Below are 12,718 nucleotides of genomic sequence, written 5' to 3' on the forward strand. Positions count from 1 at the left end.
CGCACCACGGACAACAGGCCGGGGTCTTCCCGTGTGATGGCCGCCTCCGACGAACAGGTGCGCGTGGGGGAACCGCGCACGGCTCTTGTGAATGTCCGACCAGCACGGACCGTAGTAAAATTGTCGCGGCTGGTGCACGCTCACGTACAACCGGCAAGCGCCTCGCTCAGAGGGGAAACGGCATGATCCAGGCAGCCGACATCCGAGAATGGCGCAACCAGGACGTCGTCGATCCGAAGGGACACAGGATCGGCGTGCTCGAAGCCGTCTACGTGGACACCGCCACCGACGAACCGGCCGTGGCCACCGTCCGGACCGGGCTGCCCACCCGGCAGCGGCTGGTCTTCGTCCCCCTCGACAAGACGACCCTCGGGCCGGGCTATCTCAAGGTCTCGTATGCCAAGAGCCTGGTGAAGAAGGCTCCTTCGATCGGCACGGACGACATTCTGCCCGCCGAGCAGGAGGAAGAGATCTTCCACTACTACGGCATCGACTACCAGCCGGGTGCCAACGGCGAACGGCAACTCGCGCGCCGTTGAGACGGCAGTCCGCTCAGGCATCAGTCCGCTCGAAGCGACTCGAAGGGAGGTCTGCCGGCGATGGTGCTCTTCCTGCTGGTCGTCCTCGCCGCCGTCGTCCTGGGGATCATCGGCGTGGCGGCGGACGGCCTGGGCTACCTGCTGGTCATCGGCATCATGCTCCTGGCGGCCGACGTGATCATTGCCGCCGTCGTCTGGTCCAGGCGTGCCAGGCGGCGTCCCGTTCGCTGATCCGATACTGGGTCAGTCAGCTACTGGGCCAGTCGGCCCGGCTACTCGGTCAGCCCGGCCTTGTCGCACGCGCGCCGGAGTTCCGCGGTGCAGATCTTGTCGACGGTGTACACGCCGCCCTTGACGAGTGTCTGCTCGATGGTGTCGACCGTCACCGCGCTCGGAGTGAGCAGGACGGACGGGATGTCCTTGGTGGTCGGACTGTCGGTCGTCGTCTTGGCGACGTCGTCGAGATCCTCGCCGCGCGCCAGGGCGACGGCCATGGTGGTGGCCGCGTCGGCCTCGGCCGCGAAGGGCTTGTACACCGTCATGTACTGCTCGCCCCGGAGGATGCGCCGCACGGCCTCGATGTCCGCGTCCTGGCCGGTGATGGGAGGCAGCTTCCTGACACCGGCACTCTTGAAGGCGGCGATGGCACCGGCGGCGATGGAGTCGTTGGCCGCCAGGACACCGTCGATCCGGTCGGGGCCGAGGGCCGCGATGGCGGCGGACATGTTGGTGTGGGCGTTCTCCTTGCTCCAGCCCAAGGTGTCGTACGACCTGCTGATCGTCACCTTGCCCGTGATGACGGACAGGGTGCCCCGCTTGTACCACGCCGCGTTGGGGCTGGTCGGATCGCCGTTCAGCATGACGACGTTCTCGCCGTTCCCCCTGTCCGCCATGGCCTTGAGGAGGGCCTCGCCCTGGAGCCTGCCGACCTGGGCGCCGTCGACGGTGACATAGCCCGAGACCGGGCCCTCGGCGAGCCGGTCATAGGCGACGACCGGGACGTCCGCCTTGCGGGCCTCCTCGATCGAGGAGCGGAGGGCCCTGGTGTCGGCGGCGTCGAGGATCAGGACCTCGACCCCTTTGGTGATCATGGACATCATCTGTTGCCGCTGCCTCGCCGCGTCGTTCTCGGCGTTGCCGTACTCCATGGTGCAGCGGGGGCACAGCTCCTTGAGGCGCTGCTCGATGAAGGGCTTGTCGGAGTGCTCCCAGCGGGGCACCGCCCGGCTCGGGAGCAGCAGACCGACGGTGAAGCCGTCCGCGTCGGCCACGTCGTCTCCTCCGCAGGCGGCCAGGGACATCGCCATGAGCCCGGCGACGAGCACCGCCACGACTTGCCGCGTACGGGTTCTCATGGCACACCCCCTTGTTCCGTCCCCGTACCCGGGTCCGTACCCGGCTCCGGATCCTCGGGAGTCGGCTCGTGTGGCGGCACGACCATCTCGCTCCACACCTGCTTGCCGTCGGCCACCGGCATCGAACCGAAGGACTCCGACATCGCCTCGACCAGGAGCAGGCCCCGCCCGCCGGTCGACTCCCAGTCCACAGACACGGGCTTGGCGGGCGCGCGCGGCGAGGAGTCGGTCACGCAGACCCGGAGCCGGTCCCCGCGGAGCATCAGATCGACGCGTACCGGGCCCTGGGTGTGCACCAGGGCGTTGGTGACGAGTTCGGACACGACCAGCAGCACCGCGTCGGCCACGTCCTCGACCCGCCACTTGCGCAGCGTGCGCGAGGTGAACCGGCGGGCGTGCATGACGGCGTCGGGCAGCCGCCACACCGCCCAACCGGCCCGGATCGGCCGGGACTTCATACCGTCGTAGCGCAGCAGCAACAGCGCGACGTCGTCCTCGCGGCGGTCGAGTCCGCCGAGCAGTTCGTCGGCCATCCGTCCCGGATCCGCGGGATCGGCGGCGGCGAGGGCGCCGCGTGTGCGCCGCATGCCTTCGTCCAGCGGCAGGTCGGCCGCCTCGACCAGCCCGTCGGTGACCAGGGCGAGCACCGTGCCGGGGGTCAACGCGACGGCGGTCATGGGGAATTCGGCCTCCGCGAGAATGCCCAGCGGGAGCCCGCCCTCGACCTGCACCTCCTCGGTCCTGCCGTCGGGGTGGCGTATCAGCGGTGCGAGGTGCCCGGCCCGGACGAAGAGGGTGTTGCCCTCCTCCAGGTCCAGTTCGGCGTAGCAGCAGGTGGCGAAGAGGTCGGTCTCCATGCCGACGAGGAGCCGGTTGGCGCGTGAGACGACCACGTCGGGCGGGTGGCCCTCGACCGCGTAGGCCCTGACGGCGGTACGCATCTGGCCCATGATCGTCGCGGCTCCGGCGCTGTGTCCCTGTACGTCTCCGATGACCAGCGCCACCCGGTCCTCGGAGAGGGCGATGACGTCGTACCAGTCGCCGCCCACCTGCAGCCCCCGCCGGGCGGGCAGATAGCGGGCGACGGCCGTCCCTCCGGGCAGTTCCGGGAGGCGCCGGGGCAGCAGGCTGCGCTGCAGCATCGTCGCGAGCTCCTGCTCGGCGTCGTGCGCGTGCGCGCGGTTGAGGGCCTGTCCGACCAGTGCCGCGGTGGCCGTGAACAGGGACCGCTCCTCGGGGACGAAGTCGTGGGGCTCGTCCCAGCCGACCAGGCACACGCCCGCGACCCGGCCCTTGGCGGGAAGCGGCAGCACGGCCAGACCTCCGGCACCGATGCCCGCGAGTGCGGGTTCGAGGGCCGTACCGGCGGACCACAGGTTCATCCGGCCGTCCCGCAGCGCCAGTTGAAGGGTGGGCAGGGCGCTGACCGGTGCGTCGGGCCACTCCGAACGCCACTCGGAACGCCATGTCTCCGGCCAGGCGTCGGGCTGGGGCGGGTCGAGCACGGTGACCATGAGCCGGTCGTCCCGCAGTTCGGCGAGTGCCACCCGGTCGGCGCCGAGCGGCTCGCGCAGGGCGGTGACCACGACCCGGCCGACGTCATGGACCGTTGTCGCGTCGTCCAGTGCGGCGGTCAGCCACTGGATCCTGGACACGTCGTCGGCGCTCTGCCGCAGGACCGAGGTCGCCGTCACCATGCCCAGCACCTGCTCCGGGCGGTCGTCGGTGCTCGGCACCACCCGGCAGGTCAGGCTCAGCCAGCGCATTCCACCGGTGGGACGGCGGACACGGAACTCCAGCTCCCGGCGGCCGAACGCCTCCGTGGAGGGTTCCAGTACCGAGATCAGCGCGTGCATGTCCTCCGGGAGCGCGTGCGCGAGCAGGGTGTCCACCTTGCCGTCGAAGTCGTCCGGCGTGATGCCGACCAGTTCGAGGAGCGCCTCGTCCGCCTCGATCAGACCGGTGTCCGGCATCAGGACGAACGAGCCGACGCCCAGACTCCGCAGGGCGGGGCTCAGCAGCGACGACGGCGGGGGGCGGCCGGCGTCGGTCCGGAGCATTCCGGCGATCGCGTCGGCGTACCGCTCCAGGAAGCGCCGCTGCTCGGCCTCGAAGCCGACCGGGGACGCCCCCACGACGACCAGGCAGCCCAGCCGCCTGCCCTCCGCCCCGAGCGGCAGGGCGGCGAGGGGTGCCTCTGTCGGCGGAGCCTGTGGCTGCTGCGCCCGCGCGGACTGTGCCGACGGCGGCGTCGGCACACCCTCGGAAAGCCCACCCTCCGAAAGCCCACCCTCGGAAAGCCCACCCCCGGAAAGCCGCCCCTCGGAATGCCGGCCCCCGGAGATCTGGCCTTCGGAGTCCCGGCCCCCCGGGCGGGGAGCGAGTTCCGCGAGGTCCGCGAGGTCCAGCCACAGCGGCCGTTCGGTGCGGAAGGCGTGCGCCGCCGGTGAGTCACCGGACAGGGGCAGCCGTTCCGGCGGCAGGTACCGGGACGTGGCGCGTCCGGCCGTCTCCACCAGGCGGAGATCGCCGTTCCCGGCATCGGGCACATAGACCGCTGCCAACGCCACTCCGGCGAACGTCAGGGACCTGTCGCTCGCGGCGGCCTTCGGCAGAGGTGGCCGTGAACCGTTGTCGTCGGCGCCGGCCCGGGACTCCCGCGGCTCCGAGACTCCGGCCAGGGCGCGGCCGTCATGATGCATGTCCGCGACCTACCTCCGGTCCATGCGGCAGGTGCCGCCGGTTTGAGATCGGGCGCCCACCTACCAGAGTCGCATATCAGGACCAACCCGACAGATCCAGAGGCCGGAGCCGAAGCTCTGCCGCCGACGCCAGAGCCGAAGCACTGCGGCCGACGCCGGAGCCGGACCGCTGCGGCCGACCGCGGAGCCGGGCCGCTGCGTTCGCAGATCACCACGGCCGGTGCCACAGTTAAGACGTGTTCGTCTTGCCACGCCGGTCACACGCCAGCCCTTGACGCCGCGACGCACCCGGTTCCCCTGACCGTCTCGGGGCCGGGCGCGGGCAACCGTGAGCGCCCCTCGTCACACGAGGTGAAGGACAAGGGAGGTCTTTCACATGAAGGCCTGCATCCGGGGCGCGGCCATCGCCATGACCGTGGTCTCGACGGTTGCTGCCCTTGAGGCCTGCGGGCAGGACGCCGGGGACAACTCCGACACCGGGAACGCGCCGAGCATCGGCGTGCTGCTGCCGGACTCCACCACGGCCCGCTGGGAAACCCAGGACCGGCCCCTGCTCCAGAAGAGGATCACGGAGCTGTGCGACGACTGCACGGTCGAGAACGCCAATGCCAAGGGCGATGTGGCCATCCAGCAGGAACAGATGGACTCGATGCTCACCAAGGGCGTCGACGCCATCGTCCTCGTGGCCGTGGACGCCAGATCGCTGCGCCCCGCGGTCAGGAAGGCCGACGAGGCGGGCGTCCCGGTCATCGCCTACGACCGCCTCGCCGAGGGCCCGATCGCGGGCTATGTCTCCTTCGACGGCGAGGAGGTCGGCCGACTCCAGGGCAGGGCCCTGCTGACGGCGCTGGGCAACAGGGCGCCCGACGACCAGATCGTCATGATGAACGGCGATCCCAGCGACCCCAACGCGGTGTCGTTCAAGAAGGGCGCCCTGTCCGTGCTCCAGGGGCGGGTGAGGATCGGCGAGGCGTACGACACCCTCCAGTGGAGGACGGAGACCGCGCACATGAACATGTCCGCCGCGATCGCGGCCCTCGGTGTCGAGAACATCGACGGGGTGTATGCCGCCAACGACGGCCTCGCCGCCGGCTGCATCTCCTCCCTCAAGGCGAACAAGGTCGCCCCGCTGCCCCCGGTCACCGGGCAGGACGCCGAGCTCGGAGCCGTACGGCGCATCGTCGGCGGCGATCAGTACATGACCGTCTACAAGCCCTTCGAACCCGAGGCCTCCGCCGGGGCCGACATGGCCGTGGCCGCGGCCCGCCACGAGAGCCTCGACAAGGTCGCCAAGGGCGAGGTGACGCCCCGCGGCGGGCACACGGTTCCGGCCGTCCTGCTCACCCCGGTATCCGTGACGGTCGACTCGATCAAGGACACCTTGGTCAGGGACGGCGTGTACACGGTCGAGCAGATCTGCACCCCCCAGCTCGGCGCCGCCTGCGAGAGGGCCGGACTCACCTGACAAGCAGGTTCCGACCAGGTCCGGCCCGCCCCCGGGAAGGAGATGGTTTCCGTGACGGGTCCCCCCTTGCTGGCACTGCGCGGCGTCTGCAAACGCTTCGGCGTCATCGAGGTCCTCGACGACATCGAGCTGGAGATCCACGCCGGACAGGTCGTCGCCCTGCTGGGCGACAACGGGGCGGGCAAGTCCACCCTGGTCAAGGTGATCTCCGGGGTCTCCCCCGCGGACAAGGGCTCCATCGAGTGGGAGGGCCGGGCGGTCCACATCAGGCGTCCCCACGACGCCCGGGACCTCGGCATCGCAGCCGTCTACCAGGACCTCGCGCTGTGCGGAAACCTCGACGTCGTGGGCAATCTGTTCCTCGGGCAGGAGATCCGCAGGCTCGGCTTCCTCGACGAGGTGGAGATGGAGCGCCGCACCAGAAGCCTGCTGGACCGCCTGACCCGGGGCATCCCCGATCTGCGCGCCCCCGTCTTCTCACTGTCCAGCGGTCAGCGGCAGACGGTCGCCATCGCTCGTTCGCTGCTCGGCGACCCGCGGGTCCTCCTCCTGGACGAACCGACCGCCGCGCTGGGATTCGAGCAGACCGGCGAGGTCCTGGACCTCGTCGACCAGCTGCGTGACCGTGGTCTGGGGGTCCTGCTGATCAGCCACAACATGGGCGACATCAAGGCTCTCGCGGACCGGGCGGCCGTCCTGCGGCTGGGCCGCAACAACGGCTTCTTCGACGTGAACACCTCGTCCCAGGAACAGATCATCTCCTCCATCACCGGCGCCACGGAGAACGTGCCCCGCCGGACGGCCTCCCAGGAGGCGGGGTGGTGAAAGGGATGCGCGACACCGCGGACACCACACGGTCCGAACCCACCTCACCCGGCGCGGGGGCCGGGCGCGGACGGGCCGTCGCCCGTGCCGCGGAGAGGGGGATCGCCTTCCTCCGGCGCAGGCTGCGGGCCGGCGAACTGGGCTCGCTCCCCGTCGTCCTCGTCCTCGCCGCGGTCTGGATCACCTTTCAGTCGCTCAACTCGAACTTCCTGTCCCCCCGCAACCTGTCGAACCTCAGCGTGGACATCGTGGGTACGGGTCTGATCGCGGTCGGCATCGTCTTCGTACTGCTGCTCGGCGAACTCGATCTGTCGGTCGGCTCGATCAGCGGTCTCGCGGCGGCGGCCTTCGCCGTGCTGAACGTCAACCACGGCGTGCCGGAGTGGCTGGCCGTCATCATCGCGGTGCTCGCGGGAACCCTGGCGGGAACCGTCCAGGGCTTCTCCGTGGCCAGAACCCGGGTGCCGGCGTTCGTCGTCACCCTCGCCGGGCTGCTCACCTGGAACGGCCTGATGCTCTACGTCCTCGGCACCAGCGGCACCGTCAACCTCGACGAGAACGGGCTGGTCGCCAAGCTGACCAGCTACTACTTCACCAACGACGCGGCGGCCTACGGTCTGGCGGCGGTCGCCGCGGGCGTGGTCTTCCTGGTCTCCTACCGGGACATGCGGCGGCGCAAGGCCGTCGGGATTCCGCACCGCTCACTCCGGGGGATCGCGGTGCGCACGGGAGTGCTCGCGGTGGTCGCGTTCGCCGCCGCGTATCTGCTCAACCGTTTCCAGGGGCTGCCGCTCGCGCTCCTGATCTTCCTCGTGATCGTGGCCGGCCTTGACCTTCTTCTCCGCCGTACGCACTACGGGCGACAGGTCTACGCACTGGGCGGCAGTGTCGAGGCGGCCCGGCGCGCCAGCCTCAGTGTGATGCGGGTGCAGACCGCGGTGCTCGCGGTCTCGGGCACCATGGCCGCGGTCGGCGGACTGTTCCTGGCCTCGCGCATCACGTCGGTGAGCCAGGGTTCGGGCTCGGGCGTCCTGCTGGTCAACGCCATCGCGGCGGCCGTCATCGGCGGCACCAGCCTGTTCGGCGGACGCGGCACCACCTGGTCCGCGGTGCTCGGCATGCTGATCATCCAGTCGATCGCCTCGGGCATGGCGCTCACGGACACCCCCACGGCCGTCCAGTTCATCATCACGGGCGGGGTGCTCTTCGCCGCGGTGCTCATCGACTCGCTGGCGCGACGCTCCCAGCAGGCCCGCGGACGGGCTTGACGGTCCCGTACGCATCCGTCCCGACCGCCCGGAAGACCGTCCGGGCGGTATCTATCTGAAACGTCAAGTAATGGCCATAGGTTACTCGGTTGCGTACACCAACTGTCCCTCCAGCACCTACTCTCGCCCCAAGTCCATTCGACGATGAACAGGCGAGCTGAGGGCAATGGAGCCACTTCGTCCCACGGATCCGGAGCACTTGGGACCGTACCGTCCTGTCGCGCGACTCGGCGCCGGAGGGATGGGGGAGGTCTTCCTCGCCCGGGACGATCAGCAGCGAACCGTGGCCGTCAAGGTCATCCGGCCGGAGCTGGCCGCGAACAGGGACTTCCGGATCCGTTTCCGGCGCGAGGTGGACGCGGCCCGGGCGGTGAGCGGCAGATACACGGCCACCGTCGTGGACGCCGATCCGGACGGCCCCGTCCCCTGGTTCGCCACCGCGCACATCCTCGGCCCGACGCTGGCCGACGCGGTCGAGGAGCACGGACCGCTGCCGCCAAGGTCGGTGCTTGCCCTCGGGGCCGGGCTCTCCGAGGCGCTGATCGCCGTCCACTCCGCGGGGCTGGTGCACCGCGACCTCAAACCGTCCAACGTGCTGCTGTCCGCCGAGGGCCCACGGGTCATCGACTTCGGCATCGTCCGGGCCACCGACGGCTACGAACTCACCCTGTCCGGTGTGCTGCTCGGCTCCCCGCGGTACATGTGCCCCGAGCACGCCACGGGTGACCCGATGGGCCCGGAGGGGGACGTGTTCTGTCTCGGTTCGGTCCTCGCCTTCGCCGCCACCGGGAACGCGCCCTTCGACGGCTCGTCCACAGCCACCCTGCTGTACCAAGTGGTGCACGGTACGCCGGATCTGACGGGCGTTCCGGATCCGCTGGACACGATCATCGAGCTCTGCCTCGACAAGTCCCCGACGGCCCGGCCCACTCCGGACCGGGTGTCGGCGGCGTGCGCACCCGGTGGCGCCGACACATTGGACTGGGAGGGCTGGCTGCCGGAACCCGTGGCCGGCTCGATCAGCCGGCAGGCCGCCGACCTCATGGACCTGGACCTCGGGCCAGGTCCGAGTGCGGACGTCGTCGAGCGGGAGCCCGCCCGCGCCACCACCGGCCGCACGGCCGCCGCCGGTGTCCGCACCGACCCGCGCGTGGCCGCTCAGCAGCTGGTCACCGATCGCCCGAGCCCCAGCCGTGTCGTCCTCCCCGAAGCGCCGACGGCCGGCCCGCCGCCCGAGAACCCGCCCGACTCCGTCGCCCACCGCTCCCGGCGACGGGCCCGGCCGCGCCCCTCCCGCCGTACGGTCCTCGCGGCCGCTGCGCTCGGCCTCGTCACCGTTGGTTCCGGCGTCGCCGCACTGCTCGGTGAGCCGAAGGAGCGGACCGAGTCCGCCCCGAAACCGGCCGGTCCGGCGCCGAAGCCGCTGTGGGTCTACCGGGGCGACCCGCTCGTCGAGGCCCCGGCGGTCTTCTACAAGGACACGGCCCTGCTGAAGTCGCAGTCGGGCGCGTTGTTCTGCCTCGGCCTCGCCGACGGCACCCGTCCCCGCTGGATCTACCGGGGCATCAGCCAGTCCCCCACCCCGCCCCTCCTCGTCTCGGGCGATGTCGTCGCCCTCGGCACCGGCGCGACCGTGCTGGGCGTCGACCCGGTCACGGGCGTCGAGCGGTTCTCCCTGGACTTCGGAGAGGACTTCCGCTTCGACACGCTGCTGGGCGGGTTCAACGACCAGCGGGTCACCATCTCGGGTCTGCGGTTCAGCAGCCCGGACGGGTCGCAGGGGTCGGCCACCTCCACGAATGTCGTCCTCAACACGGATCTGCGGGCGCGCCGGGCCGATGTCATCCCCATCAGCGAGGAGGACATCGGCCTCGATCTGAAGCCCGTCATGGCATCCCGCCGCTTCATCTACATGGACGGGCTGCACCGCCTCACGGCCCGTGGCACCGCGAGTACCGGAGGCGTGCTCTGGCGCCGCCCCATGAACTCCGACTCCGACGCCCGGTCGGCCCCGGTGGTGCTGGGCCGAACCGTCTTCGCCGTCGACAGCGAACTCATCGCCGTGGACGTGGAGTCCGGCGCGGTGCGCTGGCGGGTGAAGGAGGAGAAGGGCGGATTCGCCTCCGTGGCCGCGGCGGCCGGCACGGTGTACTGCACCACCAGGAACCCGCACGGCGTCCAGGCGTTCGACGCCGTCGACGGCACCCGGCGCTGGTTCCGCCGCACCCCTCGGCTCGATCTGGCCAACGCCCTCGTCGCGGGCGGCGGCACGGTGTTCGTCACGGCCGCCCGCAACAGGGACGGGTTCTACGCGATCGACGCCCAGCGGGGCGAGCTGCTCTGGAACTTCACCGACGGCCAGGACGCCGGCATCAACGACTGGCAACTCGCCTGCGACAGCGACGGCCCGCTGATCGCCCAGCACTTCAACAAGGTGTACGCCCTCCCGATACCGCGACTCTGAAAATCCCGGGACCGGACCCGTGATGCAATGGGGCCACTGATCGGATCTTGGGGCGGAGTGGGCGTGTTGAGCAACGGTGGGCCCGGCGCGGCAGGTTTCCAGCCGCTGGAGGACGGCGATCCGCGGGTCGTGGGCGGGTACCGGCTGGTGGCCCGGCTCGGGTCCGGCGGCATGGGGCGGGTCTATCTCTCGCACACGCCGGGCGGGCGGGCCGTCGCGGTCAAGGTGATCCGGCCGGAGCTGGCCGAGAACGCCGAGTTCCGCAAGCGGTTCCAGGCCGAGGTGGCAGCCGCGAGCCGAGTGCACGGGCTCTACACGGCCCCGGTCGTGGACAGCGACACCGAGGGCTCGATCCCGTGGTGTGCGACCGCCTATGTGCCGGGTCCGTCCCTCGCCGACGCGATACGCGACCACGGGCCGCTGCCCGTCGACACCGTGCTGCGGCTGATCGCCGGTGTCGCGGAGGCACTGCAGGCGGTGCACCGCGAGGGCATCGTGCACCGGGACCTCAAGCCGTCGAACGTGCTGCTCGCCGACGACGGACCGCGCGTCATCGACTTCGGTGTCGCACGGGCGGCGGACGCCACCTCGGTGACGCAGAGCGGCATGGCCCTCGGCACGGTCGCCTACATGGCACCGGAGCAGGCGCTCGGCGGCGAGGCCGCCCCCTCGGCCGACGTGTTCGCGCTGGGGCAGACCGCCGTGTTCGCCTCGACGGGCCGCGGCGCCTTCGGGGACGGGGACGCGCACGCGGTGCTCTACCGGGTGGTGCACGAGCAGCCCGACCTCGGCCAAGTTCCCGAAGAAATAAGGGAGTTGGTGGAGCGGTGTCTGCGCAAGCCCGCCGCCGAGCGGCCTTCCGTCGAGGAGGTCATCCGCTCCGTTCAGACGATCCAGGCGCACCGCGGTGACGAGGCCCGGTACGCATCGGGGGCATGGCTGCCGGGCGAACTGGCGGCGGGGATAGCGGCTCGGGCCGAAGGAGCCCATCAGGCCCAGGCCCAGGCCAAGGCGGAGGACCGGGCGGAGGCGGCCCCGAGCGCTCACGGCTCCGGCGAATTCGGGGCGGCGGGTTCCGGCGGGTTCGGGGCCCCGGGCTCCGGCGGCGGCTTCGGCCCCGTCGGCTCCGGCGGTTTCGGCAGTTTCGGCCCCGCGGCGGCCTACTCCCCCACATCGCCGTCCCACCCGGCTCAGTCCCATGCCGCACAGCCCCATTCCGCACAGCCTCACGCCGCCCAGTCCCACGCCGCGCTGCCCGGACCGTTCGTGATGGGGAGTCCGGCCGCACAGGGTGCGTACACACCGCCTCCATGGCCCCAATCGCAGGAGCCGGCCGCCGCCCAGACCTCCACGGTCACCACGAACGGCGCGGCACGCCGGGCCCGGCCCTGGATGCTGTCGGCCGCCGCGGTCGTGCTCGTCGCCGGTGGGGCGGCCGCCGCGTTGCTGCTCGCCCCGGGGGACGACGACAAGGACGACACCGGGGCCGCGGAGGTGGCCGCGTCACAGTCGCCTCCGAAGGCCGAGAAGTCCTCGTCGACGTCCGGCTCCCCGTCGGCCAAGGCGTCGAAGAAGCCGAAGCCCGCCAAGTCCGCGCTGCCGTCCGGCCCTTCGGGGCCCGCGACACCCACACAGGCTCCGAACCCGGCTCCCCCGGCCGCGTCCAGCGAACCGACGGCGCCCACGGCCCCCGCCCCGGTGACGTACTCCGGGATCCGGATGACCGCGAGCCACGACCTGTATCTGGCGGACACCCCGGTGCGTCCCAAGGCGGACACCGGGAGCTCCGACGAGGATCTGACGTACGCCGTCTACTCCTCGGGCGCTGTCCTCGCGCCCGGCACGACCTCCGGCAGTTCCCTTGCCCTGCTGCCGACTGGACGGGCGGGAAGCGTGGAGGCGTGCCAGGCCGCGACCGGCTACAAGAGCTACATCTGGATCAAGGACCTGACCGCCGGTCAGCAGATGTGCGTCATCAGCGGGACGGGACACGTGGGGCTCGTGACGTACCGGGGTTCGTCCGGGACGACGTACGCCACCCTGGACGTGAAGGTGTGGCGCGACGCCGCCTAGGGCCTGAAGCTCCTGCCCCGTCCTGAC

9 protein-coding genes are annotated in these 12,718 nt (G+C 71.1%); 7 read left to right on the top strand and 2 right to left on the bottom strand.

Annotation, left to right across the window (positions count from 1 at the left end; genetic code table 11):
• Window positions 1-182 precede the first annotated feature (182 nt).
• Together ACFWXQ_RS00685 and ACFWXQ_RS00690 are read left to right on the top strand one after the other, a co-directional pair.
• The gene (locus ACFWXQ_RS00685; protein ID WP_383956114.1) at window positions 183-539 is read left to right on the top strand and encodes a PRC-barrel domain-containing protein; all 357 of its coding nucleotides are present in this window, start codon (window positions 183-185) and stop codon (window positions 537-539) included.
• 60 nt (window positions 540-599) lie between these two features.
• On the top strand, window positions 600-770 hold the full coding sequence (locus ACFWXQ_RS00690; protein WP_383956111.1) for a hypothetical protein: 171 nt from the start codon (window positions 600-602) through the stop codon (window positions 768-770).
• Window positions 771-811: 41 nt separating this feature from the next.
• On the opposite strand, the gene ACFWXQ_RS00695 is transcribed toward ACFWXQ_RS00690, so the two are convergent.
• Both ACFWXQ_RS00695 and ACFWXQ_RS00700 read right to left on the bottom strand, forming a co-directional pair.
• Window positions 812-1,894, bottom strand: coding sequence for a sugar ABC transporter substrate-binding protein (locus ACFWXQ_RS00695; protein WP_383956109.1), 1,083 nt, complete (start codon window positions 1,892-1,894; stop codon window positions 812-814).
• Window positions 1,891-4,596: a SpoIIE family protein phosphatase gene (locus tag ACFWXQ_RS00700; protein WP_386267215.1), complete on the bottom strand. Its 2,706-nt coding sequence runs from the start codon at window positions 4,594-4,596 to the stop codon at window positions 1,891-1,893. Before ACFWXQ_RS00700 ends, ACFWXQ_RS00695 begins: the two co-directional genes overlap by 4 nt.
• 376 nt (window positions 4,597-4,972) lie before the next feature.
• Between ACFWXQ_RS00700 and ACFWXQ_RS00705 the strand changes: the two genes are divergently transcribed.
• From ACFWXQ_RS00705 to ACFWXQ_RS00725, 5 genes are all read left to right on the top strand, one after another.
• Window positions 4,973-6,061, top strand: a complete 1,089-nt coding sequence (locus ACFWXQ_RS00705) for a sugar ABC transporter substrate-binding protein (RefSeq protein ID WP_383957075.1) — start codon at window positions 4,973-4,975, stop codon at window positions 6,059-6,061.
• Window positions 6,062-6,103: 42 nt separating this feature from the next.
• Window positions 6,104-6,886 carry an ATP-binding cassette domain-containing protein gene (locus ACFWXQ_RS00710; protein ID WP_383957072.1) on the top strand — a complete coding sequence of 261 codons (783 nt, stop codon included), beginning with the start codon at window positions 6,104-6,106 and terminating at the stop codon, window positions 6,884-6,886.
• A gap of 5 nt (window positions 6,887-6,891) precedes the next feature.
• On the top strand, window positions 6,892-8,154 hold the full coding sequence (locus ACFWXQ_RS00715) for a sugar ABC transporter permease (RefSeq protein WP_384082965.1): 1,263 nt from the start codon (window positions 6,892-6,894) through the stop codon (window positions 8,152-8,154).
• Window positions 8,155-8,395: 241 nt separating this feature from the next.
• Window positions 8,396-10,618 (top strand): PQQ-binding-like beta-propeller repeat protein, encoded by a 2,223-nt coding sequence (locus ACFWXQ_RS00720; RefSeq protein ID WP_383952420.1) that lies wholly within the window; start codon window positions 8,396-8,398, stop codon window positions 10,616-10,618.
• A 63-nt stretch (window positions 10,619-10,681) separates the two neighbouring features.
• Window positions 10,682-12,691, top strand: coding sequence for a serine/threonine-protein kinase (locus ACFWXQ_RS00725; protein ID WP_383952422.1), 2,010 nt, complete (start codon window positions 10,682-10,684; stop codon window positions 12,689-12,691).
• Window positions 12,692-12,718: the final 27 nt, after the last annotated feature.

The sequence above is a fragment of the Streptomyces sp. NPDC058697 genome (assembly GCF_042715345.1).
Classification (GTDB): domain Bacteria; phylum Actinomycetota; class Actinomycetes; order Streptomycetales; family Streptomycetaceae; genus Streptomyces; species Streptomyces liliifuscus.